Source organism: Nonomuraea sp. GTA35 (genome assembly GCF_041950525.1).
GTDB lineage: Bacteria > Actinomycetota > Actinomycetes > Streptosporangiales > Streptosporangiaceae > Nonomuraea.
Window position 1 is genome coordinate 470,017 of record NZ_JBGNUV010000004.1, and the last position, 25,755, is coordinate 495,771.

Below are 25,755 nucleotides of genomic sequence, written 5' to 3' on the forward strand. Positions count from 1 at the left end.
GCGTGAATGAAACGCTGGAGGACGCCGGCCACGCTGTTGCTGGCCGCGTCGGTGATGCTGGCGTGCAGCGGCCAGCGACCGGTTGAACCGCAGTCCCCGTCCAGCGGGCCGGCCGCGACCGGCCCCGCCCAGGGCGGGCGCCTGGTCTACGCGCTCAGCGCGGACGCCAACGGGTTCAACCCCATCACCGACCAATTCGCGGCGCAGAGCTACAGCATGACCGGCACGATCATCGAGCCGCTGGTGAGCGTGGACGCCAACGGCGACTGGAAGCCGTACCTGGCCGAGTCGCTCACCCCGAACAAGAAGTACGACGAATGGACGATCAAGGTCAGGTCCGGCATCTCGTTCTCCGACGGGATCTCCCTGACCGGTGACATCGTCAAGGCCAACCTGGAAGCCCAGAAGAAGTCACCGCTGACCGCGGCGACGTTCATCCCGATCAAGTCGTTCGAGCTCACCGGCCCGATGACGGTCAAGGTCAACCTGCACCTGCCGTGGGTGGCCTTCCCCTACTACCTGGCCACGCAGACCGGCATGATCGTCCCGCCGGCCTCGCTCACCGACCCCAGGACGGCCAGCCTCAAGCCGGTCGGCACCGGGCCGTTCGTCTTCAAGGAGTACGTGCCGGACAACCGCATGGTCGTCACCCGCAACCCGCGCTACTGGCGGCAGGGCCTGCCGTACCTGGACGAGATCGAGTTCCGGATCCTGCCCGACACCCAGACCCGAGCCCAGACCCTCGAAGCGGGCGGCGTGGACGCCATCGGCACCTCCCGCGACGAGGACCTGACCAAGTTCGGCGCCATGAAGGACACCTACACCGTGCACCGGGCGCAGGGCATGGCCGTGGCCGAGTACATGTTCCTGCTCAACACCGCCGTGGCCCCGCTCGACGACGTACGGGTGCGCCGGGCCATGGCCCACGCCATGGACCGCGAGACGGTCATCAAGACCCTGCGCGGCGGCATGACCGAACCCGCCGACGGCCCCTGGTCCAAGGACTCCCCGTGGTACACCCCCGGCGGCTACCCCGCCTACGACCTGGCCAAGGCCACCGCCCTGGTCAAGGAGGTCGAGGCGGAGAAGGGCCCGATCAGCTTCGAGCTGATCTCCACCCCCGACCCGAACACCATGCAGGGCGTCGAGCTGGCCCAGGACATGTGGCGCAAGGCCGGCATCGAGGTGTCGATCAAGCAGGCCGACCAGGCCGACCTGATCAACCGCGCCATCACCGGCCAATTCTCGGCCACCGTGTGGACCCAGTTCTCCGCCCAGGACCCCGACGGCGAGTACGTCTGGATGCACCAGTCCTACGCCAAGCCCGTCGGCTCCATCTCGCTCAACATGACCAGGCTCAAGGACGACAAGCTGAGCTCCGCCCTGGACGCGGGCCGGATGAGCCCGGACGAGGCCACGCGCAAGCAGGCGTACGCGACCGTGCAGCAGCGGCTGCGCGACCAGGTGCCCTACGTGTTCATCGACCACCTCAACACCGGCGCGATCATCGCCAGGACCAAGGTGCGCGGCATCGGCGAGCACGTGCTGCCCGACGGCGAGAAGGGGCTCCCGCTGACCGGCTCGCCCATCCCGTACCACCCGTTCGGCCAGCTCTGGGTCAGCGAGCGGTGATCGTCCTCCACCGGCTGGTCCGGCTCCTGGTGGTGCTGGTCGTGGTGACCTTCCTGTCGTTCGTCCTGCTCAACCTGCTGCCCGGTGACCCGGTCACGCAGATCCTGGGCCTGTCGGCGACCGAGGAGTCCCGCGCGCAGCTCCGCCAGGAGCTCGGGCTCGACCAGCCGCTGCTGGTGCGCTACCTCGACTGGCTCGGCGGCCTGGCCGCCGGCGACTTCGGCACCTCCTACATCACCCGGATGCCCGTCGGCGCCGAGCTGGCCGAGCGGCTGCCCGTCACGCTGGAGCTGCTGGTCGCCGCGCAGATCGTGGCGCTGGGCCTGGCGGTCCCGGTGGGCGTGGCCGCGGCCCGCCGCGCCGGGCGCGCCCTGGACCAGATGCTCACCGCGCTCAGCTTCGCGCTGCTGTCCACGCCCGTGTTCGTGCTCGGGGTGCTGCTGATCCTGCTGTTCGCGGTCACCTGGCAGGTGCTGCCCGCGACCGGCTGGACGTCCCTCTCGGTCGACGTGGGCTGGAACCTCACCTCCGTGGTGCTGCCCGCGATCACGCTGGGCTGCGGGCAGTTCGCCGTGTACGCGCGGCTGCTGCGCGCCGACCTGATCGCCACCCTCCAGGAGGACTACATCACGCTGGCGCGCGCCCGCGGCCTGTCACCGCGCCGCATCCTGTGGCGGCACGCGCTGCGCCCCTCCGCGATCACCCTGATCACCGCCATCGGCCTCAACCTGGGCGCGCTCATCGGCGGCACCGTGATCATCGAGACCCTGTTCGGCCTGCCCGGCGTCGGGCGGCTCATCGTCGACTCCATCTTTTCCCGCGACTACCTGACGGTGCAGGGAGGCGTCGTGCTGATCTCGGTCGGCTACGTGATCGTCAACTTCGCGGTGGACCTGGTGTACGCCGCCGTCGACCCGAGGATCCGTCGTGCGTAGGCGGCTGGGTCTCGGGGTCTGGCTGGCCGCCGGCTGGATCGGGCTGGTGCTGCTCGCCGCCCTGCTGGCCGACTTCCTGCCGTTCGCCCGCTACGACGAGACGCTCGCCGGGCCGCCGCAGTCGGGGCCCAGCGCCGCGCACCCCTTCGGCACCGACGGGCTCGGCCGCGACGTGCTCAGCCGGGTCGTGTACGGCGCCCGCGTCTCGCTCGGCGTCGGCATCGGCGCCGTGCTCCTCGGCCTGGGCATCGGCGCCCCGCTCGGCATCCTGGCCGGCTACCGGCGGCGGGCCGCGGACGCGGTCATCATGGCGGTCAACGACGTGGCACAGGCGTTCCCCGCGCTGGTGTTCGCGCTGGCCGTGGTGGCCTTCGCCGGGGCGAACCTGCGCAACGTGCTGATCGTCCTCGGCGTGCTCGGCGTGCCCTCCTGGGTCCGCCTCATCAGGGGCGCCACCCTCACCTTCGCCGAGCGCGAGTTCGTGCTGGCCGCGCGCGTGCTCGGCACCCGCGACCGGCGCATCCTGTGGCGGGAGATCATGCCGAACGTGGCGGTCCCCGCCGCTTCGTACGCCTTCATCGGGATGGCCGTGGTCGTGGTCGCGGAGGGCAGCCTGGCCTTCCTCGGCCTGTCCGTCCAGGCGCCCACCCCCACCTGGGGCGGGCTGATCAACGAGGGCCGCACGCTCATGGAGACCGCGCCGCACGTCGTGCTGGCCCCCTCGATCGTCATGTTCCTGACCGTGCTTTCGTTCAACCTGGTGGGCGACCGGCTGCGGGCGATGACCGACGTGCGCGAGATCGGCCTGGAGCCGGTACGCCAGGCCGCCGCCACCACGATGCCGACCGCCACCCACGCCATCCGCGACACCCTGCTGCAGGCCGAGGAGCTGCGCACGCACTTCGTCACGCCGCGCGGCGTCGTCAGGGCCGTGGACGGCGTCTCCTTCACCCTCGACCGGGGCCGCACCCTGGCCATCGTCGGCGAGTCGGGGTCGGGCAAGTCCATGCTGATCCGCTCCATCCTGGGCCTGCTGCCCGGCACCTCGGTCCGCGGCGGCCACGTGTACCTGTCGGGCGACGACCTGACCACCCACAGCCCCGCCGAGATGCGCGCCGTGCTCGGCCGGCGGCTCGGCACCGTGTTCCAGGACCCGATGACCGCGCTGAACCCCGTCCGCACGATCGGCACCCAGGTGATGGAGCCGCTGCGGGTGCACCTGCGCATGAGCCGCAAGCAGGCCCGCGCCGAGGCCGCCGCCCTGCTCGCCTCCGTCGGCATCCCCGACCCCGCACGCACGCTGCGCCGCTACCCGCACCAGCTCTCCGGCGGGATGCGGCAGCGGGTGACGATCGCGATGGCCCTGTCGTGCCGGCCCGACGTGCTGTTCGCCGACGAGCCCACCACCGCGCTCGACGTGACCATCCAGGACCAGGTGCTGCGGCTGCTGCACCGGCTGCGCGAGGAGCGCGACATGGCCGTGGTGCTGGTCAGCCACGACCTGTCGGTGGTCGCCCAGTGGGCGGACGAGGTGATCGTCATGTACGCCGGGAAGGTGGTGGAGCGGGGGCCGGCCGGGGAGGTGTTCGCGCGGCCGCGGATGCCGTACACCGAGTCGCTGCTCCAGGCCGCGCCCCGGCTCACCGACCCGGTGCACCACCGGCTGCGCGTCATCCCCGGCCGGCCGCCGGACCTGGCGCACCTGCCCGCGGGGTGCGCGTTCCGGGCGCGGTGCCCGTACGCGCAGGAGCGGTGCGAGCTGGAGGCGCCGCCCCTGTTCGAGGACGGCCCGCACCACCACCGGTACGCCTGCTGGTACCCGCGCGAGGGCACCGCTCCCGAGCCTGAGCGCGCCGGAGCCGAGAACCCGCCCGCCGGCCTCGGGACCGCCGTCACCCCGCCGTCAGGAGTTGAGAGCCGTGGCCGGTAGCGGAAACGCGCACCTGCGCCCCCGTGACGAGGTGCTGCTGCGGGTGGAGGATCTGGTCGTGGAGTTCCCCGCGGGGCGGGGCCGTACCGTGAGTGCGGTCGCCGGAGTGAGCTTCGACCTGGCGCGCGGCGAGACGCTCGGCATCGTCGGCGAGTCGGGCTGCGGCAAGTCCAGCGCCGCCCGCGCGCTCGTCCAGCTCCCGCCGCCCCGCTCGGGCTCGGTCCGGCTGGACGGCCTGGAGCTGACCGCCCTGCGCGGCGAGGCCCTGCGGATGACCCGCCGGCGCCTCCAGATGATCTTCCAGGACCCCATCTCCTCGCTCAACCCCCGCCGCCGCGTCCGCGACATCGTCGGCGAGGGCCCTCGCGTGTGGCACCTCCCGGGCGACCGCGTGGACGAGGTCCTGGAGGCGGTCGGCCTCGACCCGGAGACGGCGGCCGAGCGCCGGCCGCACGAGTTCTCCGGCGGGCAGTGCCAGCGCATCTCCATCGCCAGGGCCCTGATCCTCGACCCGGAGGTGGTGATCTGCGACGAGCCGGTGTCGGCGCTGGACGTCTCGGTGCAGGCCCAGATCCTCGGCCTGCTGGAGGACCTCAAGGCCCGCTACCGGCTCACCCTCGTCTTCATCGCCCACGACCTGGCCGTGGTGAAGAACGTCAGCGACCGCATCATGGTGATGTACCTGGGCAAGGTGTGCGAGCTGGCGCCGAGCGCCGACCTGATCAGCCGCCCGGCGCACCCGTACACCCGGGCCCTGATCGCCTCCATCCCGGGCGGCGGCCTCGACCTGCCGCCCGCCGACACGTTGATCAGCGGCGAACCCCCGTCGCCCGTCGACCCGCCCTCCGGGTGCCGCTTCCGTACGCGGTGCCCGCGCGCGGCGGCGAGATGCGCGGAGGAGGAGCCACGGATCAGGCAGATCGGCGACGACCACTGGCTCGCCTGTCACTACCCCGCCCTACCTGTCAAGGAGTAATGAACGACATGGCCATCGATTTCACCCTCGCCCCCGAGCACGAGGAGATCCGCAAGCGGGTCCGCGCCTTCATCCAGGGCACGGTCATGCCCGCCATGGAGGACCTGAAGGAGGGCGACCGCGACGAGTACCTCCGCACGATCTTCCACCTCCGTTCCCTGGCCAAGGCGGAGGGCCTGTGGCTGCCCCACATGCCGAAGGAGTGGGGCGGCATGGGCCTGGGCCATGTGGAGCTGGCGATGGTGCAGTCGGAGGCGGCCAAGACCCGCATCGGGCCGTGGGTGTTCAACTGCCAGGCCCCGGACGAGGGCAACATGCACACCCTGCTGCACTGGGCCACCGACGAGCAGAAGGAGAAGTACCTGCGCCCGCTGCTCGACGGCGTGAAGATGTCCTGCTTCGCCATGACCGAGCCGGAGGTGGCCGGGTCGGACCCCACGCTGATCCGCACGCACGCCGTCCAGGACGGCGACGAGTGGGTCATCAACGGCCACAAGTGGTTCATCTCCAACGCCCGCCGGGCCAACTTCGCCATCCTCGTCGCCAGGACCGAGCAGGACGTGCCGGAGGGCTCCCGCGGCGCCAACACCGCCTTCCTGGTGGACCTGCCCAACCCGGGCTGGAACGACGTGCGCGAGGTGGAGACCATGCACGGCTCCACCGGCCACAGCGAGATCGTCATCAAGGACCTGCGCGTGCCCGGCAGCGCGATCCTCGGCGGCCGCGGCAACGGTCACCGGCTGGGCCAGTACCGCCTCGGCCCGGCCCGCCTGGCCCACTGCATGCGCTGGATCTCGCAGGCGGAGACGGCGCTGGACATGATGGTCGACCGTGCGCTCAAGCGTTACAGCCACGGCTCCCTGCTGGCCGAGAAGCAGGGCATCCAGTGGCTGATCGCCGACTCGGCCATGGAGCTGTACCAGTGCAAGCTGATGGTCCTGCACGCCGCCAGCAAGATCGACAAGGGCGAGGACTTCCGTACGGAGGTGTCGATGGCCAAGCACTTCGTGGCCAACAGCCTCAACCGGATCATCGACCGCGCGATCCAGGTGCACGGGGCCCTCGGCTACTCGACGGACACACCGCTGGCGAACATGTTCCAGCACGCCCGCTGGGCCCGCTTCGCTGACGGCGCCGACGAGATCCACCAGATGCGCATCGCCGAGCGCACCATCGCCGCCTACCAGGCGACCGGCTCCACCAGCTCCGCCACCGGCGGCCTGCCCATCTGACCACCGGAACCTGCCATGCCCGGGGGCGGCTCGGCCGCCCCCGGCGCGGGCGGTTTCGGCACGGGCGGTTTCGGCACGGGCGGTTTCGGCGCGGGCAGTCCGGCCGCCCCGGGCGCGGGCAGTCCGTCCGCCGTCGGCGCCGGTGGCGGTGCAGGCCGCGCTGCGCCGCCTACGCGCCTACGCGCCTACGCGCCGACTGTACTGCCGTCGCCTTGCTGGGCCTCTTGCCGAAGGCCCGGCGTGGAGGCGCGGTCGACGAGTTGCCGCAGGGCGGCGACATGGCCGTCGAAGGCCGCCCGGCCAAGCGGCGTCAGCATGACCAGGGTGCGGCGCCGGCGGCCGGCGCCCTCCTTGCGGACCTCGGCGTACCCGGCCTCGGCGAGGGTCGAGACCTGCTTGGACAGCGCCGAGTCGGTGAGCTCGAGGCTCTCCTTGAGGAAGCTGAACTCGGCCCACTGCGCCGCCGCGAGGAGCGCCACCAGCCCCAGCCGGGTGGGCGGATGGATCAGCTCGTCGAAGCCCGCGGGGACCGTCATGCCGCCGCCCGCCGCACCAACGCCCGGTACAGCGGCTCGCCGGCCACGACGAGGACCACGAGCAGCACGCCGATCAGGGTGTTACGCAGCGGCAGGTCGCTCCGGCCGACCAGCCACATCCCGGCGAAGGTGAGGGCACCGGCGGCGAGCGCGCAACCCCCGAGCACGGCCCAGAACCGGCCGGTCAGCTGCGACGGGTGCATGACCGCCCTGCTGTGCCGGCCGGCACGGGTGAAGCAGACCAGGGCGGCGACCATGGCGACGCCGAGCAGGCCCAGCGACAGGCCCGAGGCCACGGGAAGGTCGAGTGCCCCGAACCCGGCGATCATCGCGATCATGCCGGCGGCGTCCCAGCCGCGGTGCCGGCCGCGGGACGCGCCGTCGATGACCTGGCTGCGACGCTTGGCGATCTCCGCGAGCCGGGCCTGTGCGTCATCGGTGTGGTTCACGCTGATCCTCCACGGTTTGACTTTCCTACCAGGAAAGCTAACACTTCACTTTCCCGCCAGGCAAGTAAAAGCGTGGCCCTCGTCAGACGGACACCCGGGGGGCGGGCAGCGGCAAGATCTCGCGCTCGTAGTACGGCCGGAACTCCTCCCCCCGCTCGAACAGCTTGTCCAGCTCCCCCTGGCAGGCCGCGATCACTTCCCGGTCGTCGATCCGCCGTGCCCCGCTGTGCGTCCCCGACTCGTCGTACGTCACCTCGTACATCGCCACCGTCCCGAGCACGACCAGCTCCGGCAACCGCCGCCCGACCTCGATCTCGGCCACCTCCCCCGAGTCGAGCACCCGCACCTGCTCGACGGCGGCGTCCCGCACCGCCAGCAGGTGCATCTCCCACTGCAGGTACGGCGTGACCGGCTGCTCGACGATCCTGATCCGCCGCCGCCGGAACCGTTTGGCCGGGCGTTCGCGCCCCCCGGCCGCCCCGGCCCCGTCGTCGAGCAGCTTGAGCGACCGGTCCCAGTCGCCCTCCACCGTCGCGACCCAGCTCGGCCGGCCCCGGAAGCTCTGCCGCCGTTCGAGCTTCCAGAACACGTCATCGATCTGATGGAAATTCGGCCAGAAGTCGTCGAGATACTCATCCGCACTCAACATGACGCCCGGTATCTCATGAATGCGTTCAAGCACAATCCCTGCCTATCACCAGGAAGCCCTTGAGTTTAGTTTCCCCAGGTCAGCACGGGCGATTCTGCTCTGATCCCATCATTTCCCCGCACGCGGTCGAGGCTTGGCCCGTACGTGCACGCGCTCCCCCTGGCGGCCGAAGAGATTGAGCACCTCCACCGGCGAGTTCCCGGCGGGGCCGAACCAGTGCGGCAGGCGGGTGTCGAATTCCGCGGCCTCGCCCGGCCCCAGGACCAGGTCGTGGTCCGCCACGACGAGCCGCACGCGGCCCGAGAGCACGTACATCCACTCGTAGCCCTCGTGCGTGATCGGCCGCGGCTGGTTCTGCTCGGCGGGAATGATCGACTTCCACGCCTGCAGCGGCCCCGGCTGGGTGGTCAGGGGGATCACGGTCCGGCCGTTGCGGACCAGGGGCTTGCAGCGGATGCGCGGGTCGCCGACGTCCGGCGCGCCGACCAGCTCGTCGAGCGGCACCTGGTGCGCCTGCGCGATCGGCAGGAGGAGCTCCAGGCTGGGGCGGCGGTGGCCCGACTCCAGCCGCGAGAGCGTGCTCTTGGAGATGCCGGTGGCCTCGGACAGCGCTGAAAGGCTCACCTCACGCTGCGTACGGATGCGCCTGAGCCGCGGGCCGACCTGGGCCAGCGTCTCCTCCAGCGTGGTGCTCATAACCGTCAGGTCCTCTCTACTGTTGCGGAAATGGCAACGATAGTTGTCATTCAAGCACCCGCGGCCGCACCATCGGCGCCGGAGGTGATCGCTGTGGACAAGGCGATGAACAGGCATGATGTGGTGATCGTGGGTGCCGGGGCGGCCGGGCTGAACGCGGCCCTGCTCCTGGGACGCGCGCGGCGCAGGGTCGTTGTGATCGACGCCGGGGAGCCGCGCAACGCGCCGGCCCGTCACATGCACGGTTTCCTGTCCCGCGACGGGCTGCCCCCGTCCGAGCTGCTGGAGCTCGGACGCGCCGAGATCTTCCGGTACGGCGTGCGGCTCGTCCGGAGCCGGGTCGAGCGGATCGACCACGGTTTCACCGTCCGGCTCGCGGACGGCCAGGTGCTCGACGCCCGCCGCATCCTTGTGGCGACCGGCCTGCGCGACGAGCTGCCCGGCATCCCCGGGATCCGCGAGCGGTGGGGCCAGGACGTGCTGCACTGCCCCTACTGCCACGGCTACGAGGTACGCGACCAGCCCCTCGCCGTGCTCGGCACGCACCCGGGAGCGGTGCACCAGGCCCTGCTGCTGCGGCAGTGGAGCGACGACGTGCTGTTCCTGCGGCACACGCTGGACCTGGCGGCGGAGGACCGGGCACGCCTGGAGTGCCACGGCGTACGCGTCGTCGAGGGCACGATCGCCCGCCTCGCCGTCGAGGACGACCGGCTGCGCGGCATCGAGCTCGCCGACGGCCGCGCCATCCCCCGCGCCGCCGTCTTCCTCTTCCCGCGCATGGTGCCGCAGGACGAGCTGCTGACCGGCCTCGGCTGCGCCAGGGACGACAGCGGCTGGACCGTCACCGACCGCACCGGCCGTACCAGCGTGTCCGGCGTCTGGGCGGCCGGCAACGTCGTCGACCCACGCGCCCAGGTCGTCACCGCGGCGGGGATGGGGTCGGCCGCCGCCTTCGCCATCAACGGCGACCTGACGGAGGAGGACGTGCGGCGTTCCGTCGAGCGACGCGTCCTGGACGGTGAGAGCCGATGAGCGCCGGCACCGTACAGGTCGCGCGGCGGGGCAGGCTGCCCCTGGGGGTCTACCTGCTGTCGCTGAGCCTGTTCGCGATGGGCAGCGCGGAGTTCCTGCTCGCCGGCGTGCTGCCGGCCATCGCCGGCGACCTGCGGATCACGCTGTCCTCCGCCGGGGGGCTGATCTCGGCGTTCGCCGCCGCCGTGGTCGTCGGCGGCCCGCCCCTGGCCATCGCGACGCACCGCTGGCGGCGGCGGGCGACGCTGGTGGCCACGCAGGCGGCCTTCGCCGCGTGCGTGGTGGCCGGCGTCCTGACCGACAGCTACGCGGTGCTGCTGGTGACCCGATTCCTGTCCGGCCTCGCCTATGCGGGGTTCTGGGCGGTCGCGGCGGTCACCGCGATCAGCCTGGTCCCGCCCGACCGCGCGGCGCGCGCCTCGGGCGTCGTCGTCAGCGGCCTCAGCCTCGCGATGGTGGCCGGCGGCCCGGCCGGCACGCTGATCAGCTACTTCACCGGATGGCGTGGCGGCTTCTGGGCCGTGGCCGCCCTCACCGTCGCCGGCGCGCTCCTGACGTTCGTGGCGCTGCCCGCCTCCCGCGCGCGCGGCGGCGCCGGCATCCGGGACGAGCTGCGCACCATGCGGCGTCCCCAGCTGTGGATCGTGTACGCCGCCACCCTCCTCAGCACCGCCGCCTACATGATCACCTTCAACTACCTGGCCGCGCTCCTCACCGACGTCACCCGCATGCCCGGGGTCTGGATCCCCGCGGTCCTGACGCTGTTCGGCGCCGGCGCCTTCATCGGGCTGTCCATCGGAGGCAGGATCGCCGACCGGCTGCCCACCCACGCGCTCCTGGCCGGCGCCCTGGGGATCCTGGCCGGCTCCGTGCTGCTCGGGGCCTTCGCCAGGCACGCGGTGGCCGTCGTCCCCCTCGTGCTGCTGTTGGGTGTCGCCGGATTCGTGCTGAATCCGGCGATCTACGGGCGGGTGTTCGCCATCGCGGGCCAGGCGCCCACGCTGGCCGGCGCCACCACCGTCTCCGCCTTCCAGCTCGGCATCAGCCTCGTCCCCGCCTTCGCCGCCCTCGTGCTCGACGCCGGCGCCGGTGGCGACGGGATGGGCGGGGCCGGCGCGGGCGGGGTCGGCGCGGGCGGGGTCGGCGCGGGCGGGGTCGGCGCCATCCCGTGGCTGGGCGCGGGCCTGGCGGCCCTCACGACAGTGCCCGTCCTGCTCGACCGCATGATGTCGCGCCGGCGAGCCTAGCCGTCCCCGAAGGGCTGGGTGCCCTCGTCGATGGTGGTGCTGTCATCGGGATCGCCGCCGTCGTCCGCCGTCTCGTCGCCACCGTCCCCTGGCGGGCCGTCGCCCGCGTCGCCGTCGTCCGGGCCGGCGCAGGCGGGGTCGGCGGCGCAGGCCGGGTCGTCGCCGACGTCCTCGGACGGGTCCCGCGTCGGCTTCGGCGTCGGCTTCCGCACCAGGTCGTGCGGCCGCACCGGACCGCCCCTCGGCGCTCTGGCTGCGGCCGGCCGGCTCCGGCCCGGAGCTGCTGTCACTCACGGCCCGGTCACCCGCTGCCACCCGTGCGACGGTTTCTCGGCGAGCATCGCCAGCACTGCGCTTACACCCTCCCCTAACGGTTATCCTATAGATAGCGGTTAGCCATAAAGCGTGTCAATCGCCCCACCGTCGCGAAAGGCCCCGGCGGCTCGGGCTTCGCGGCACCGCCGGCCCGCCGGATTCGCGGCGAAACGCGCCAGGACCAGGAAACCTCCTCCAGCTCCCCCAAGTCCCGCAGCCCGATCCGCCCCTCCTCCACCAGCACCGCGATCATCGCCAGCCCCTCGTCGAGGGTCACATGCCGCCCGTGGGAGCACCCTGCCGCCGCATCCGGCGTCTCCGCCCAGAGCCGGGTCCCGCCCTCCCACGCGAACTGCAGGACACTCCCCGACGCCCCCTCGTAGGAGGCGAAGGCGCCATCACGCGGAGTCAGCCGGAGCAGCAGATCCCGGCTCTCCTGCGCCGACATGACGACCGGCTCGTCCCCAGCGGCCCAGGAGGGGTCGCAGAAGGTGACCAGCAGCCCCTGCCCGGGCTCGCCGCCACCGGCCGTTCCCGGATGCTCCGCCAGCCGCCCGAAGCGCCGCCGCTGCCAGTTCACCCGGACGTGGATCCGCTGCCCGTCGTCCCCGCTCCACTCGACGTGCAGCCCCCGGCGCCGCAGCACCTCGACGATCTCGCCCCCGATCCCACCGCCCCGACCACGCTTTCTCCCACCACCGAGCTCGCTGGGCCCGAACGCGAGATGGATGCCGCCGCCCGCCACAGCCCTCTCGACGTCCTGCTCGTGGTAGAAGACGTAGCCCCGCACCCCGGAAAGCCCGCTGATCTCCCTGCCGATCTCGGCGATCCCGCAGCTCATGCAGCAGGTGTGGTGCTCCCTGGCCAGGATCCCCGCCATCGCGAGCTCCCCCATGGCCAGGCTCAACCGATCGTTGTCCGTGACAGCGGGCCAGCCGTCCTGGGCGGCGAGATGCCCGGCGAACTCCTCGGCCACGACGCCCCTGATCGCCTCGTCCAGCAGGTCCTGGTCCTCGACCTCGTCCATCCAGGTCTCGATCACGCCTCGGACCACCCGCTCGAAGCCGTGACGCCCGGCGGCCACGGCGGTGTGAACCTCCTCCGCGATCTCGTCCCGGACGGACTCATCGATCAGCTGCCACCCGGCGACGTCCATGGCCGATCACTATGCCAGCCGCCTCGACGTTCCGCCGCCGCTCCGAGGAGGCGACCTCCCGCCCCCGGCCGCAGCCGAGGCGAGACCCTGCTGAAGGCCCGTCAGGACTCTGCCGACGGCCCGGACCAGGAGCCCGCCGAGGCCGCGTGCGACGACCTGGACGAGGGCCCGGCTGACTGTCCGGACGAGTGCCCCCGGGAGGCCGGGCGCCGAGGCCCGGGCCGATGCACGAGGTAGCGCTGCAACACCGGATGCCACCGGTTGGCGGGCAGCTCCCGGAGCGCGGCGACCGCGAGGCAGTACTTGCTCACCGTCACCGGCCGCACCCCCAACCCGCGCAGCACCTTGTCGATCAGCGCCTTCCCGTCCACCGACTTCGACTCCAGCAGCACCAGGTCACCACGCGCCGGACTGCTGCGCTGCCCGTCACGGCACACCAGCCCCGTGTCGCAGGTCAGCCGTGCCGTGCCGGAGCGGTCGATGAGCGTCACCCGCTTGTAGTCGGTGGCCAGCACCGGCTCCAGCGTCTCGGGCGCGATCAGGCGCAGCTCGCTGAGCAGCGTGTCATGGACGAACTCCAGCGCCTGATTCGTGAGCGTGTGGCTCGGCACCCCGTCGTAGGGGATGCGGTGCTTGTCGGTGCTGCCCCGCGCGCCGCTGAGCTTGAGCTCCAGCCACTGGCCGCCCCCGTCGAGATAGGTACGCGTGCGGAGCTTGAACCTGCGCCGCCGATCCTGCCGATGCTGGTGGTAGGTGAGCAGGCCGGGGGTGTCGAAGTAGGTGGAGGTGTAACGGAACTGCCGCCGCCCCTCGATCCGCAACGCGAGGAAGCGGTCGCCCAGCTCCGCCGCGAGCCGCGCCATGGTGGAGGCGGTGACGATGTACTTGCAGTCGACCCGGCTCATCAGCTCCGGCACCTCCTCCAGCCCGACCGCCGGCATCGTGGCGGCGACCCCCGCGAGCAACGCATCCGCGTACGGCTCAGCCATGCGCACCCCTCCCCGTCCATCCGCCCGCCGCCGGCGGGAACCACGTGCGCGCGTCCGCCCTGGATCGCGTCGCCACGTGCGCGGAGCCGCCGCCCATCTCCGCCGATCCCCGCACGCTCCCGCCGTCCTCGCCCAGGTGACTGCAGGCGTGTCCGGCCGGGAGACGGACAACCCGTCCCGGCTCCCGCGTCACCGCACACCGACCCTCGCGTTGGGGGCCATGAACCGCACGTCCACCACCGTCACGTCCCGTACGTAGTCCACCTGCGTGACCTCGCACTGCAGCACCCGCGCCCGCAACCGGCTCTCCAGGTCCACCCGCAACGCCTCGGGGTCGGCGTGCACCACGTCCAGCGTCACGACCTGGTGGCGGGTCCGCCCGAGGAGGCCGGGGTGGTCGGCGATGTACATCACCGCCAGCAGCACCCCGTTCAGCAGGAGCGCCGTCAGCGGCCAGGCGCCGGCGATGCCGTTGACCAGGCCCAGCACGATCGCGACGAAGTAGTAGGCGATCTCCTGCTGCGTGATCTCGCTCGACCGCAGCCGGATGATGGACAGCACGCCGAACAGCCCGAAACCGACGGCGATGTCGACCCGCTGGACCAGCAGCAGCGACACGACCGCGAAGATGCCCACGTTCAGCGCGATGTAGGCGAACAGCAGGTCGCGCCGATGGTGGCGGCGGAAGTAGAGGCCGTAGGCGAGCAGCACGATCGCCCCGAGGTCCATCGCCAGTCCTGTTATCACAACCGCTCCTTCCGCAGTGTTCCTGATGAACAGCTTGGTGGTGGGGGGTGAAGCGGTGGTGAGCTGACGATTAGGCGACTCTCATGCGGTAGCCCGTGCCCCGGACGGTCTCGATGCGGTCGGCGCCGATCTTGCGGCGCAGGTAGCGGACGTAGACGTCCACCACGTTCGACCCGGGATCGAAGTCGAAACCCCACACGTGGCTGAGCAACTGCTCGCGCGTCAGCACCTGGTCGGGATGGCGGCAGAAGATCTCCGCCAGGGCGAACTCCCTGGTCGACAGGTCCACCGCCCGGTCCCCGACGTACACCCGCCTCGTCCGCAGATCGAGCGACAGGTCGGACACCCGCAACACGGTCACCTCGGGCGTACGGTCGGCCCGCAGCCGCAACCGCACCCTGGCCAGGAGCTCCTCGAAGGCGAAGGGCTTGGCGATGTAGTCGTCGGCGCCGCCCTCCAGCCCCGCCACCGTGTCGCTCACGCTGTCACGCGCGGTCAAGATGATCACAGGGATGGTCACCATGGACTCGCGCAACCGCCGCAACACCGTAAACCCGTCGCTCAACGGCAACCCGATGTCCAGGATGAGCAGGTCGAACCCGCCCGCGCTGGCCAGATCGTACGCCGCGACCCCGTCTCCCACCACGGCGGTCACGAAGCCGTTGGCCCGCAACCCCTTCTCCACGAATGAGGCGATCCTGGCCTCGTCCTCGGCGATCAGAATCCGGTTCAACTCAGCCTCCACAGCTCCCATAGCGGAAGAGACATGACAAAACAGGCCCCTCCCCCGGGAGCCTCTGTCACCTTCACAGTGCCTCCATGGGCCTGGGCGATGGACCTGACGATGGCCAGACCGAGGCCGGCCCCGTCGTGCGCCCCGGTGCGCCCGGCACCGCGGACGAACCGCCCGAAGATCCGCTCCCGTTCGGCCGGCGCGACCCCCGGGCCGCTGTCGCGTACCCACAGCTCGACGCGCCCGTCACGCACGGCGGAGCCGACGGCGATCAGGTCACCGTCGGCGGTGTGGCGCACGGCGTTCGCCACGAGCTGCATGAGCGCCTGCGTGAGGCGATGCCGGTCGGCGGGCAGCCGCGCCTCGGCCACCTCGTCGACCCGCCACTGGCGATCGCCCAGCGCCCGGGCCTTGGCGACCACGCTGACCGTCAGATCGGCCAGCTCGACGTTGTCCAGCGCCAGGAACCCCGGCTGCTCCGCCTTCGCCAGGGTGAGCAGGTCGTCGACGATGCGGTTCATCCGGTCGAGCTCGTCGGTGACCAGGGCGAGGGTCTCGGCGCGATCGTCGGGGTCGTCGCTCATCAGCTCCAGGTGGCCGCGGATGACCGTGATCGGTGTCCGCAGCTCGTGACCGGCGTCGTCCATGAAGTGGCGCTGCACCACGAAGGCGTGTTCGAGCCGGTCGAGCATGTGGTTGAACGTCGAGGCGAGCGCCGCCACGTCGTCGTCGCCCGGCACGTCCAGGCGGCGGGTCAGGTCGCTGGAGTCGCTGATCTGCTCGGCCGTCTGGCGGACGAGCCGCACCGGCGCCAGCACCTGCCCCGCGACGAACCAACCGGCCGCCCCCGCCAGCCCCATCGCCGCCAGCGCGGACAGCCCGAGCGCACCCACCGCGTCGACGATGTCGTCGCGGTTGAGATCGTAGAAGTGCGCCACGACGAAGTGCCCGCGCCGGGAGTCTCCGGCCACGCTCACCGGGATCACCGCATAGTGGACCGTTCCCTTGCTGGTCTCCATCTCGTGACGTTCGACCCGGGTCGCCGTGGCCATCCGGGCGAGGAGCTTCTCGTCGGTGTCGAGGCGCACGGGGGGCGGCAGCGCGGTGATCCTGTGGGCCTTGCCGTCGAGGATGCTGAAGAAGGTCTCCCACCGGTCGGGCGCGTTGAGCTGGAGGTACCCGATCATCAGGTCTTCGACGTCGGTCAGGGGCCGCCCCGTCTGGAGGTCGTACGCGGTGGCCGCGTACCGCCGGAGCTTCTCGACCTCGTTGCCCAGCTCGAGGTCCATCCGGTGGTCGAGGCGGGTCAGCAGGGTGGACCAGGTCACGGAGACGGCGACTGTCAGGGCGATACCGACGACGACGAGCATCCAGCCCACGATCCGGGCACGGGCGCTCAGCCGCATGTGACCTCCCCATCAGTCGTCGCCGTCATCGTCGCCACCACCATCATCGTCGTCACCATCATCGCCGCCACCCGGCCTCGGGGAGGGCGGCTTGACCGGCTCGGCCTTCGTCTTGCGCGGCGTCGGCCGCTCGCTGCGGACCGGCTCCCCGCTCTTGACGGCCCCCGGGCTCGCCCCGGGTGACGCCTCTCCCGCCCGCGCGGGCTCGGACGCGCCCGCCTGCCCTGTTCGTGCGGGGTCGGGCACGCTCCCCTCATCCTCGCTCCGTACGGACCTGGACGCGCTGCCGGTGCCGGGCGAGGACGACGGCGAGACCACGACGGGCCCGCCCAGGTCCAGCTCCTCGTCGGCCGCCTGCACCAGCCCCACCGACACGACCCCGGCCGCCGCCACCAGCAGGGCGAGGAGGATCACCGTTCCCCGATGTTTCATGCGCTCACTCTGACGCCCTTCGAGGAGACCACGCTGAGGCCCAGATGAGAAACCTCTCATCTGGGCCTCGGCCCACTCCGGCAGTAGAATCATGTTCTGTGCATGCGGGTGGCGGGCACGGCCCGCTCGTGCGAGGCGACCGCGCGGGCAGTCGCGAGCGCCCGCGCGACCGTGCCGGTCCCCGGGCCGGGCGAGCACGGGTGCGGGTCGCCGGTCCGGTTCGGTGGTGGCTGGAGGGAGAGCACTCATGCTGGTACGGGACAAGGTCGTCGTCGTCACGGGGGCCGCGAGCGGGATCGGCCGCGCGCTCGCGCTCAGGTTCGCCGCCGAGGGCGCGTCCGGCGTGGTCGTGGCGGACCTCGACGAGGCGGGCGCCGCCGCGGTGGCCAAGGAGATCGGCTCGCGGGCCGTCCCCGTGCGCGTGGACGTCTCCTCGGAGCCGGAGGTGGCCGCGCTCGCCGACACCCCGTTCGGCCCGGTGGACCTGTTCTGCTCCAACGCCGGCATCATCGGCGGCCACGGCCTGGACGCCCCCGAGCAGGAGTGGAGCCGCCTGTACGCGGTCAACGTGATGGCCCACGTGTACGCCGCCCGCGCCGTCGTGCCCTCCATGGTGGCCAGGGGCGGCGGCTACCTGCTCAACACGTGCTCGGCCGCGGGCCTGATCAGCTGCCCCGGCGACGCCCCGTACGCGGTGACGAAGGCGGCGGCGGTCGCGTTCGCCGAGTGGGTGGCCATCCACTACGCCTCCCAGGGCGTCAAGGTCAGTGTCCTGTGCCCGCAGGGCGTGCAGACCGCGATGCTGGAGCACGGCATCGACACCGACCACCTGACGGCCAGGGCGGTACGCGCGTCGGGCACCATCCTGGACCCCGCGGACGTGGCGACGGCGGTCATCGACGGCCTGGCCGCCGAGCGTTTCCACATCTTCCCGCACCCGGAGGTCGCCGAGTACGCCCGCCGCAAGGCCGAGGACCCGGACCGCTGGCTGACCGGCATGTCCCAGTTCGTCGCCTCCCTGCAGCCCTGAGCGCCTCCGGCGGCAAGCCCCGTGTGACTCCTGTGGCGTTTGAGGTTTGACAAGGCCGGTTAAGTTTCCGGGGATGAACCTGTGGGAGTACGTCGAGGATCGATGGGACCTCATCGTCTTCGAGACCGTGCAGCACGCCAGCATGGTCGCCCAGTGCGTGCTGGTCGCGGCCGTCCTCGGCGTGCTCATCGGCGTGGCCACCTACCGCCGCCCCAGGCCGTCGGCCTTCGCCACGTCGGCCGCCGGAGTGGTGTTCACGATCCCGTCGCTGGCCATGCTCGGCCTGCTGATCCCCTCGCTCGGCCTCGGCGTGGCGCCGAGCGTGACCGCGATCGTGCTGTACGCGCTGCTGCCGATCATCCGCAACACCGTCGTCGGCCTGCGCGGCGTGGACCCGGCGCTGGTCGACGCCGCCCGCGGCATCGGCATGAGCCGCCGCAGGTCGCTCACCAGGGTGGAGCTCCCGCTGGCCTGGCCGGTGATCCTGACCGGCATCCGGGTCGCCACGCAGCTCGCGATGGGCATCGGCGCCGTGGCCGCGTACGTCTCCGGCCCCGGCCTCGGCGAGCAGATCTTCTCGGGCCTGGCCAGGCTGGGCGGCGCGAACGCGGTCAACTCCGCCCTGACCGGCACGATCGGCGTGGCGATCCTCGCGCTCCTCTTCGACGGCTTCTTCGTCCTGCTCGGCCGGTTCACCACGCCGGGGACGGGGGTCGTCCGTGCCTGACCAGGCGGCCACCGGCGGCGTGCCGATCGAGCTGCGGAAGGTCACCAAGGCGTTCCCCGGCGGCGGCGAGCCGGCCGTGCAGGAGCTGGACCTGAACATCCCGGCAGGCGAGATCGTGGTCCTGCTCGGCCCCTCGGGCTGCGGCAAGACGACCACCATGCGCATGATCAACCGCCTGATCGAGCCGACCTCTGGCGACATCCTCATCGGCGGCCAGAACTCCCGCGACATCGACCCCGACCGCCTGCGCAGGCACATCGGGTACGTGATCCAGCAGGCCGGCCTGTTCCCGCACATGACGGTGGCCGCCAACGTCGCCCAGGTGCCGAAGATGCTCGGCTGGGACCGCAGGCGCATCGCCGAGCGCGTGGACGAGCTGCTCACCCTGGTGGGCCTGGAGCCGGGGCTGTTCCGCGACAACTACCCGCGCCGGCTCTCCGGCGGCCAGCAGCAGCGCGTCGGCGTGGCCAGGGCGCTGGCCGCCGACCCGCCCGTGCTGCTCATGGACGAGCCGTTCGGCGCGCTCGACCCCATCAGCCGCGAGCGCATCCAGGACGAGCTGCTGCGCCTGCAGGAGGAGCTGGCCAAGACGATCGTGTTCGTCACCCACGACGTGGACGAGGCGCTCAAGATCGGCGACCACATCGCGATCATGCAGCGCCCCGGCCACGTCGTGCAGTACGCCAGACCGGCCGAGATCCTCACCAACCCGGCCAGCGAGTACGTCGAGCAGTTCCTCGGCGGCGGCTCCTCGATGCGGCTGCTGCGCCTGACCCAGGTGGGCGACATCGAGCTGGACCAGGTGCCGTACGCGACGGAGGACATGGACGCGCGCGACCTGGTGCGCGAGGTCGAGCTCGACGGCCGCGGCTACGCGCTGGTCCTCGACGGCATGCGCCGCCCGCTCAGGTGGGTCGCCCTGAGCGACCTCGAAGGCGTCCACGGCCCGGTCGGCACGGCCGGCGAGCCCATCACCGGCTCGATCGGCCACCGCATGACCCTGCAGGACGCCCTGGAGACGCTGCTCAACGCCGACACCGACTTCCTGCCCGTGCTCGGCAGGCGCAGGGCGTACGCGGGGGCGCTGTCGCTGGCGACGGTGCAGAACGCGATCCAGAGCATCAAGGCCCGCGAGCGGGAGCGCCGCCTGCGCAGGGGCGAGGCCCCGTGACGGTCGAGAGCGCGGCGGCCAGGGAGGCCACCACCCCCGAGCCGCGGATCGGGCGGTCGTGGCACGTGCTCCTGCCGCCGCTGTGCTACCTGGTCGTCGGCGTCGCGATGGTCGTCTACACGCAGATGGTGCCGCTCGACAGCATCGAGCGGGGCTCGCTGAACCTGACGTTCCTCCTCAGGCGCACCTGGGAGCACATCCAGCTGGTGTTCTTCTCGACGGTGCTGGTGCTGGTGGTGGCGCTGCCGCTGGGCGTGCTGCTCACCAGGCGGGCGCTGCGCAGGGCGACGCCCGTGGTGCTGTCCCTGGTGAACCTGGGCCAGGCCACCCCGGCGGTCGGCCTGGTGGTGCTGCTGGCAGTGCTGTTCAGTATCGGGTTCTGGACGGCGGTGGTCGCGTTGTTCGCCTACAGCCTGCTGCCCACCCTGCGCAACACGATGGTGGGCATCGAGCAGGTGGACCCGCGGCTGGTGGACGCGGGGCGGGGCATCGGCATGTCGGCGGCCGGGGTGCTGTTCAAGGTGGAGCTGCCGATGGCGGTGCCGGTGATCCTGTCGGGGGTGCGCACCACGCTGGTGCTGAACGTGGGCACGGCGGGCATCGCGGCGTTCATCGGCTCCGGCGGGCTCGGCGATCTGATCACCGCGGGGGTGAGCACGCAGCGCAACCTGGTGCTGGTCACGGGGTGCGTGCTGATCGCGGTGCTGGCGCTGTTCATCGACTGGCTGGCCGGGCTCGCGCAGCGTTACCTGTCGCCGAAGGGGCTCTCGTGAGGGTGCTCATGGCGGTGCTGCTGCTCGTCGCGGTCACGGCGTGCGGGCTGCGACCGGCGTCGTCGTTCGTGCCGCCGGTCGAGCCGGGCAGCATCCGGCCGGTGCCCGGCCTCGAAGGCGCGCGGATCCGGGTGACGTCGAAGGAGTTCACGGAGCAGCTCGTGCTCGGCAAGATCGCGGTGCTCGCCCTCACCGCCGCCGGCGCGGACGTGGCCGACCAGACGAACGTGCAGGGCAGCGTGAACGCGCGCGCCTCGCTGACCAGGGGCGACGCCGACCTGATGTGGGAGTACACCGGCACCGGCTGGATCACCTACCTCGGCCAGGCGAAGCCGATCCCGGATCGTACGCGGCAGTACGAGGCCGTACGCGACCTGGACCTGCGCGAGAACGGCATCGTCTGGCTGCCCCCGGCCCCGCTGAACAACAGCTACACGATCGGCGTCACCCGGGCCACGGCCGAGAGGTACGGGCTGAGGAAGATCTCGGACATGACGAAGGTCCCCGTGGCGCAGCGCACGTTCTGCGTCGACCACGAGACCTTCGGCCGCGACGACGGCTTCCTCGGCATGCTCAGGGGTTACGGCCTGACCTACGGCGAGGAGGTCCCGAGGGGGAACGTGCGCAGGCTGTCGGTCGGCGTCCTGTACAACTCGGTCGCCAGCGGCCAGTGCACGCTCGGCATGGTCACCACGACCGACGGCCGGATCAAGGCCCTCGACCTGGTCCTGCTGGAGGACGACAGGCACTTCTTCCCGCTGTACAACGCGGCGGTGACCCTGCGCCGCCCGGTCGCCGACGCGCATCCGGAGATCGCCCGGATCTTCGCGCCGATCAGCGCGAGGCTGACCGACGACGTGATGCGCGCCCTCAACGCCCAGGTGGACGTGGACGGCGACGTGCCCGTGCTGGTGGCCCGCGACTGGCTCAGGTCACAGGGATTCGTGAAATAGCTGGCGTTAGGCATACCCGATCAAGGGCAGGCCGCTGGACATGTCGCAAACACCACCACCCCAGAAACAGCCCTATCCGGGCCACACCGGCGAGATGGCGCCGGAGCCGCGCGACGAGATGCGCGACTACGTGGGCCGTGACCTGCTCAGCGGCAAGAAGGCACTGATCACCGGCGGCGACTCGGGCATCGGCAGGGCGGTCGCGATGGCGTTCGCCAAGGAGGGCGCGGACGTCGCGATCGCGTACCTGAGCGAGCATGAGGACGCCGCGCACACCCGCAAGCTGGTCGAGGAGGCCGGGCGGCGCTGCGTGCTGCTGCCCGGCGACCTGGGCGACCGCGCCCACTGCGCCTCGGTGGTGGAGCAGGCGGTGTCCGAGCTGGGCGGCCTGGACGTGCTGGTGAACAACGTGGCCTACCAGGAGCCCGTGAGCGGCCTGGAGGAGCTGGACGACGAGCAGTGGGAGCACACGTTCGCGGTCAACATCCACAGCTACTACCGCGTCACGAAGGCCGCGCTCCCGCATCTGCGCGAGGGCGCGGCCATCGTGAACACCTCGTCGATCAACGGCCTGCGCGGCAACAAGTCGCTGATCGACTACGCCGCCACCAAGGGCGCCATCAACGCCTTCACCTACTCCATGGCGCAGAACCTGGTCGAGCGCGGCATCCGGGTGAACGCCGTCGCGCCGGGACCGGTGTGGACGCCGCTGATCCCGGCGACCATGCCGGAGGAGAAGGTGGAGAAGTTCGGCAAGCAGGTGCCGATGGGGCGGGCCGCCGATCCGGACGAGATCGCCCCTTCGTACGTCTTCTTCGCCTCCAACCGGCTGTCGTCGTACTACACGGGCGAGGTGCTGGCCCCGATCGGCGGCGAGACGCTGCCGGGTTAGGCCCGGCCCGCGTCCCTGTCTTGTGCCCCTTGCCGTCGCCGCCGACGGTGGCCCGGTTGCGAAGACCGGCCATACTGCGGTTCCGGACATTGGACAAAGGGTCACTCCACGTAGATGTTGCCGCCGAGCCGGCGGAACTCGGCCGCCTTCTCCGCGTACCCCGCCTGCCTGATCTCGTGGCTGATCCGCATCGAGCAGAACTTGGGCCCGCACATCGAGCAGAAGTGCGCGGTCTTGGCGGGCGCGGCCGGCAGCGTCTCGTCGTGGAACGAGCGCGCCGTCTCGGGGTCCAGCGACAGGTCGAACTGGTCCTCCCAGCGGAACTCGAACCGCGCGTCCGACAGCGCGTCGTCCCACGCCTGGGCCTGCGGGTGGCCCTTGGCCAGGTCCGCGGCGTGGGCGGCGATCTTGTACGTGATCACGCCGGTCTTGACGTCGTCCTTGTCCGGCAGGCCGAGGTGCTCCTTGGGGGTGACGTAGCAGAGCATGGCCGTGCCGTACCAGCCGATCATGGCGGCCCCGATGCCCGAGGTGATGTGGTCGTAGCCGGGCGCGATGTCCGTCACGAGCGGGCCGAGCGTGTAGAACGGGGCGTCGTCGCAGAGCTCGCGCTGCAGGTCGACGTTCTCCTTGATCTTGTGCATGGGCACGTGGCCCGGCCCCTCGATCATCACCTGGACGTCGTGCTCGCGGGCGATCCCCGACAGCTCGCCCAGCGTGCGCAGCTCGGCGAACTGGGCCTCGTCGTTGGCGTCCGCGATCGAGCCGGGACGCAGGCCGTCGCCCAGCGAGTACGACACGTCGTAGCGGGCCAGGATCTCGCACATCTCGGCGAAGTTCTCGTACAGGAAGCTCTCGCGGTGGTGCGCCAGGCACCAGGCGGCCATGATGGAGCCGCCGCGCGAGACGATGCCGGTCTTGCGCCCGGCGGTCAGCGGCACGTGCGCCAGCCGCACCCCCGCGTGCACGGTCACGTAGTCGACGCCCTGCTCGCACTGCTCGATCAGCGTGTCGCGGTAGACCTCCCACGACAGCAGCTCCGGCCGGCCCTTGACCTTCTCCAGCGCCTGGTAGATGGGCACGGTGCCGACCGGGACGGGCGAGTTGCGCAGGATCCACTCGCGGGTCTCGTGGATGTCGGCGCCGGTGGACAGGTCCATGATCGTGTCGGCGCCCCAGCGCGTGGCCCAGGTCATCTTCTCGACCTCCTCCTCGATGGAGGAGGTGACGGCGGAGTTGCCGATGTTGGCGTTGATCTTCACCAGGAAGTTGCGGCCGATGATCATCGGCTCGGACTCGGGATGGTTGACGTTCGCGGGGATGATGGCCCGGCCCGCGGCGACCTCCTCGCGTACGAACTCGGGGGTGACGCCCTCGCGCACGGCCACGAACTCCATCTCCCTGGTCACCAGCCCGCGCCGGGCGCACCCGACCTGCGTGACCGGCTGCCCCGCCTCCTCGCGCTCGCGGATCCACCGCTCGCGCAGGCGCGGCAGGCCGCGCCGCAGGTCCGGCTCGTAGGCGGGGTCGGTGTACGGGCCCGAGGTGTCGTACAGGGTCACCGACGTGCCGTTCGACAGGTGCACCTGGCGCATCGGCACCCGCAGCTCACCGGTGTAGACCTTGGAAAAGCGCGCGCTCGTCATCGCGCAAACTCCCTTCGCCGGCATTATCCGGAGCAGGTTCTGGCGGTCGGCGGCTGTCAGCCGTCCTCTCAGCCCGGTCCCCACCGGGCTCCCGCGTTGGACGGCGGTGATCGTACCCACGCCCCGACCCGCCTGAAACCTCGCCGCGGAGGTTTGGCGATCGCCGTGAGCGGTACGGTCCCCATCAGGGGAAACATGAAGAGATTCGCCGCTGTCGCAGGACTACTCGTCGTGATGGCCGCGTCCGGCGCCACCGCAGCCGCCGGGGACGGCATGGATCAGCACGAAGTCAGCCAGGAACAGTACGACACTCTGATCGCCCAGTGCCGCTACTCCGACACAGGAAAGGCGAAGTGCCGTGCCGCGGTCGAGCGCATGTACCGCGTCGGCAGAGCCGACCCGGCGCTCGACTGCCGGACGTACTCCGGCGTGACCGTCTGCGGCACGCTCAAGCTCAGCAAGTCCGAGCGCAGGTGCGCCCGCGACTCCGAGGCACAGGGGCTGCCGTTCCGCCGTGCCGAGGTGGAGTGTTACGCACTGTCATGATCATCGTAGGTGTGGACGGCTCCCGTACCGGGCTGGAGGCCGCCGGCTGGGCCGCCGCCGAGGCCGAGCTGCGGCAGGAGCCGCTGACCGTGGCGCACGCCGTGCCGAAGTGGGTGTGCGAGGGCGCCGTCCACTACGCCGAGGTGGCCCAGTGGATGCGCGACGGCGCCGAGACCGTGCTCACGGCCGCCTGCGACCGCGCACGCCGCGTGTGGCCGCAGGTGCGCATGGAGCGCGTGTTGCTGCCGGGCGACCCCCGCTCGGCGCTGGTCAAGGCGTCCCAGGAGGCCAAGCTGCTGGTGGTGGGCAGCCGGGGGATCGGCGGAGTGCGGGGGCTGCTGGTCGGATCTGTCGCGTACGGGGTGGCGGCGCACGCCCGTACGGACGTCGTCCTGATCCACGAGCCGCCCCCGTTCCCGCGCGGTGAGATCGTGGCCGGGGCCGACGGCTCACCCGGTGCCACGCGGGCGCTGGAGTTCGCCTTCGCCGAGGCCGAGCTGCGCGGCACGCGGCTGCGGGCCGTACGGGCCTGGGCCTGGCCCCATCCCGGCGGCTTCGAGCCGGCCTCCCGCGAGAGCGAGCAGGACACGCTGCGTGCGCTGAAGGAATCGCTGGCCGGGCACCGGGAGCGGCATCCGGGCGTGCACGTGATCGCGGAGGTCGTGCACGGGCATCCGGTGGAGGTGCTCAAGGAGGCCTCCATGCGCGCCGACCTGCTGGTGGTCGGGTCGCGAGGGCACGGGCAGCTCGCGGGGATGCTCATCGGCTCGATCAGCCAGGCCCTGCTGCACCACGCGCCGTGCCCGCTCGCGGTGGTACGCCGCTGAAAGTTACATCCGTACTCCCAGGTCAGCACCGCGCCATGATCGTCGCGCTTCCCGGCGCCGAGCCGCCGCTCCTACGATCTGCGCAGGCTTACGACGGG

The 25,755-nt window shown here is 71.5% G+C and carries 27 protein-coding genes and 1 riboswitch; of the genes, 15 read left to right on the top strand and 12 right to left on the bottom strand.

Annotation, left to right across the window (positions count from 1 at the left end):
- The first annotated feature begins 6 nt into the window (after window positions 1-6).
- From ACBJ32_RS20615 to ACBJ32_RS20635, 5 genes are read left to right on the top strand one after another with little or no spacing between them, the layout of a single operon-like run.
- On the top strand, window positions 7-1,632 hold the full coding sequence (locus tag ACBJ32_RS20615) for an ABC transporter substrate-binding protein (RefSeq protein WP_375128074.1): 1,626 nt from the start codon (window positions 7-9) through the stop codon (window positions 1,630-1,632).
- Entirely contained in the window at window positions 1,629-2,567 is a 939-nt protein-coding gene (locus ACBJ32_RS20620; protein WP_357888974.1) for an ABC transporter permease, read from the top strand. The genes ACBJ32_RS20615 and ACBJ32_RS20620 overlap by 4 nt, the downstream gene beginning before the upstream one ends.
- The gene (locus ACBJ32_RS20625; protein WP_375128075.1) at window positions 2,560-4,497 is read left to right on the top strand and encodes a dipeptide/oligopeptide/nickel ABC transporter permease/ATP-binding protein; all 1,938 of its coding nucleotides are present in this window, start codon (window positions 2,560-2,562) and stop codon (window positions 4,495-4,497) included. Before ACBJ32_RS20620 ends, ACBJ32_RS20625 begins: the two co-directional genes overlap by 8 nt.
- Entirely contained in the window at window positions 4,487-5,473 is a 987-nt protein-coding gene (locus ACBJ32_RS20630) for an oligopeptide/dipeptide ABC transporter ATP-binding protein (protein ID WP_357888980.1), read from the top strand. The genes ACBJ32_RS20625 and ACBJ32_RS20630 overlap by 11 nt, the downstream gene beginning before the upstream one ends.
- 8 nt (window positions 5,474-5,481) lie before the next feature.
- Complete coding sequence (locus ACBJ32_RS20635; protein ID WP_375128077.1) at window positions 5,482-6,705, top strand: acyl-CoA dehydrogenase family protein; 1,224 nt, start codon at window positions 5,482-5,484, stop codon at window positions 6,703-6,705.
- A gap of 185 nt (window positions 6,706-6,890) precedes the next feature.
- Here the strand turns inward: ACBJ32_RS20635 and ACBJ32_RS20640 are convergent, their stop codons facing one another.
- The 4 genes from ACBJ32_RS20640 to ACBJ32_RS20655 form a co-directional block, all read right to left on the bottom strand.
- Window positions 6,891-7,241, bottom strand: coding sequence for a winged helix-turn-helix domain-containing protein (locus ACBJ32_RS20640; RefSeq protein ID WP_375128078.1), 351 nt, complete (start codon window positions 7,239-7,241; stop codon window positions 6,891-6,893).
- Window positions 7,238-7,690, bottom strand: coding sequence for a hypothetical protein (locus ACBJ32_RS20645; RefSeq protein ID WP_375128079.1), 453 nt, complete (start codon window positions 7,688-7,690; stop codon window positions 7,238-7,240). The genes ACBJ32_RS20640 and ACBJ32_RS20645 overlap by 4 nt, the downstream gene beginning before the upstream one ends.
- Window positions 7,691-7,772: 82 nt before the next feature.
- Window positions 7,773-8,339 (bottom strand): DUF6879 family protein, encoded by a 567-nt coding sequence (locus ACBJ32_RS20650; protein ID WP_375128080.1) that lies wholly within the window; start codon window positions 8,337-8,339, stop codon window positions 7,773-7,775.
- 108 nt (window positions 8,340-8,447) lie between these two features.
- Window positions 8,448-9,035 carry a helix-turn-helix domain-containing protein gene (locus ACBJ32_RS20655; protein WP_375128081.1) on the bottom strand — a complete coding sequence of 196 codons (588 nt, stop codon included), beginning with the start codon at window positions 9,033-9,035 and terminating at the stop codon, window positions 8,448-8,450.
- 105 nt (window positions 9,036-9,140) lie between these two features.
- Here ACBJ32_RS20655 and ACBJ32_RS20660 point away from each other — a divergent pair, with 105 nt between their 5' ends.
- Together ACBJ32_RS20660 and ACBJ32_RS20665 are read left to right on the top strand one after the other, a co-directional pair.
- Window positions 9,141-10,067 (top strand): NAD(P)/FAD-dependent oxidoreductase, encoded by a 927-nt coding sequence (locus ACBJ32_RS20660; protein ID WP_375128082.1) that lies wholly within the window; start codon window positions 9,141-9,143, stop codon window positions 10,065-10,067.
- Window positions 10,064-11,314 (top strand): MFS transporter, encoded by a 1,251-nt coding sequence (locus ACBJ32_RS20665; RefSeq protein WP_375128083.1) that lies wholly within the window; start codon window positions 10,064-10,066, stop codon window positions 11,312-11,314. Before ACBJ32_RS20660 ends, ACBJ32_RS20665 begins: the two co-directional genes overlap by 4 nt.
- Here ACBJ32_RS20665 and ACBJ32_RS20670 read toward each other — a convergent pair.
- The 7 genes from ACBJ32_RS20670 to ACBJ32_RS20700 all read right to left on the bottom strand — a co-directional run bounded on the left by ACBJ32_RS20670 (window position 11,311) and on the right by ACBJ32_RS20700 (window position 17,092).
- Window positions 11,311-11,544 carry a hypothetical protein gene (locus ACBJ32_RS20670; protein WP_375128084.1) on the bottom strand — a complete coding sequence of 78 codons (234 nt, stop codon included), beginning with the start codon at window positions 11,542-11,544 and terminating at the stop codon, window positions 11,311-11,313. The two genes, ACBJ32_RS20665 and ACBJ32_RS20670, sit on opposite strands and share 4 nt — an antisense overlap.
- A 149-nt stretch (window positions 11,545-11,693) precedes the next feature.
- The gene (locus ACBJ32_RS20675) at window positions 11,694-12,785 is read right to left on the bottom strand and encodes a hypothetical protein (protein WP_375128085.1); all 1,092 of its coding nucleotides are present in this window, start codon (window positions 12,783-12,785) and stop codon (window positions 11,694-11,696) included.
- A 101-nt stretch (window positions 12,786-12,886) separates the two neighbouring features.
- The gene (locus tag ACBJ32_RS20680) at window positions 12,887-13,774 is read right to left on the bottom strand and encodes a polyphosphate polymerase domain-containing protein (RefSeq protein WP_375128086.1); all 888 of its coding nucleotides are present in this window, start codon (window positions 13,772-13,774) and stop codon (window positions 12,887-12,889) included.
- Between the two features lie 189 nt (window positions 13,775-13,963).
- Window positions 13,964-14,503, bottom strand: coding sequence for a DUF4956 domain-containing protein (locus tag ACBJ32_RS20685; protein WP_357889133.1), 540 nt, complete (start codon window positions 14,501-14,503; stop codon window positions 13,964-13,966).
- 88 nt (window positions 14,504-14,591) lie between these two features.
- Complete coding sequence (locus ACBJ32_RS20690) at window positions 14,592-15,254, bottom strand: response regulator transcription factor (protein ID WP_185109788.1); 663 nt, start codon at window positions 15,252-15,254, stop codon at window positions 14,592-14,594.
- Window positions 15,251-16,660: a HAMP domain-containing sensor histidine kinase gene (locus tag ACBJ32_RS20695; RefSeq protein ID WP_357889013.1), complete on the bottom strand. Its 1,410-nt coding sequence runs from the start codon at window positions 16,658-16,660 to the stop codon at window positions 15,251-15,253. Before ACBJ32_RS20695 ends, ACBJ32_RS20690 begins: the two co-directional genes overlap by 4 nt.
- A gap of 12 nt (window positions 16,661-16,672) precedes the next feature.
- Window positions 16,673-17,092, bottom strand: coding sequence for a hypothetical protein (locus ACBJ32_RS20700; RefSeq protein WP_375128087.1), 420 nt, complete (start codon window positions 17,090-17,092; stop codon window positions 16,673-16,675).
- A 247-nt stretch (window positions 17,093-17,339) separates the two neighbouring features.
- Between ACBJ32_RS20700 and ACBJ32_RS20705 the strand changes: the two genes are divergently transcribed.
- The 6 genes from ACBJ32_RS20705 to ACBJ32_RS20730 all read left to right on the top strand — a co-directional run bounded on the left by ACBJ32_RS20705 (window position 17,340) and on the right by ACBJ32_RS20730 (window position 22,638).
- Window positions 17,340-18,122: an SDR family oxidoreductase gene (locus ACBJ32_RS20705; protein ID WP_375128088.1), complete on the top strand. Its 783-nt coding sequence runs from the start codon at window positions 17,340-17,342 to the stop codon at window positions 18,120-18,122.
- Window positions 18,123-18,195: 73 nt separating this feature from the next.
- Window positions 18,196-18,849, top strand: a complete 654-nt coding sequence (locus tag ACBJ32_RS20710; RefSeq protein ID WP_375128089.1) for an ABC transporter permease — start codon at window positions 18,196-18,198, stop codon at window positions 18,847-18,849.
- Window positions 18,842-20,020 carry an ABC transporter ATP-binding protein gene (locus ACBJ32_RS20715; RefSeq protein WP_357889024.1) on the top strand — a complete coding sequence of 393 codons (1,179 nt, stop codon included), beginning with the start codon at window positions 18,842-18,844 and terminating at the stop codon, window positions 20,018-20,020. The genes ACBJ32_RS20710 and ACBJ32_RS20715 overlap by 8 nt, the downstream gene beginning before the upstream one ends.
- On the top strand, window positions 20,017-20,793 hold the full coding sequence (locus ACBJ32_RS20720; protein ID WP_375128090.1) for an ABC transporter permease: 777 nt from the start codon (window positions 20,017-20,019) through the stop codon (window positions 20,791-20,793). The genes ACBJ32_RS20715 and ACBJ32_RS20720 overlap by 4 nt, the downstream gene beginning before the upstream one ends.
- A complete protein-coding gene (locus ACBJ32_RS20725; protein ID WP_375128091.1) occupies window positions 20,790-21,746 on the top strand; it encodes a glycine betaine ABC transporter substrate-binding protein in 957 nt (318 codons plus the stop codon). The genes ACBJ32_RS20720 and ACBJ32_RS20725 overlap by 4 nt, the downstream gene beginning before the upstream one ends.
- Window positions 21,747-21,786: 40 nt before the next feature.
- On the top strand, window positions 21,787-22,638 hold the full coding sequence (locus ACBJ32_RS20730) for an SDR family oxidoreductase (RefSeq protein ID WP_375128092.1): 852 nt from the start codon (window positions 21,787-21,789) through the stop codon (window positions 22,636-22,638).
- A 101-nt stretch (window positions 22,639-22,739) separates the two neighbouring features.
- Here the strand turns inward: ACBJ32_RS20730 and thiC are convergent, their stop codons facing one another.
- Window positions 22,740-24,284, bottom strand: a complete 1,545-nt coding sequence (gene thiC, locus ACBJ32_RS20735; protein ID WP_375128093.1) for a phosphomethylpyrimidine synthase ThiC — start codon at window positions 24,282-24,284, stop codon at window positions 22,740-22,742.
- Window positions 24,277-24,389: riboswitch (TPP riboswitch) on the bottom strand. (Overlaps the previous gene by 8 nt.)
- Window positions 24,390-24,479: 90 nt before the next feature.
- Here thiC and ACBJ32_RS20740 point away from each other — a divergent pair.
- Both ACBJ32_RS20740 and ACBJ32_RS20745 read left to right on the top strand, forming a co-directional pair.
- Window positions 24,480-24,830, top strand: a complete 351-nt coding sequence (locus ACBJ32_RS20740) for a hypothetical protein (RefSeq protein WP_357889041.1) — start codon at window positions 24,480-24,482, stop codon at window positions 24,828-24,830.
- The gene (locus ACBJ32_RS20745) at window positions 24,827-25,657 is read left to right on the top strand and encodes a universal stress protein (RefSeq protein ID WP_375128094.1); all 831 of its coding nucleotides are present in this window, start codon (window positions 24,827-24,829) and stop codon (window positions 25,655-25,657) included. Before ACBJ32_RS20740 ends, ACBJ32_RS20745 begins: the two co-directional genes overlap by 4 nt.
- Window positions 25,658-25,755: the final 98 nt, after the last annotated feature.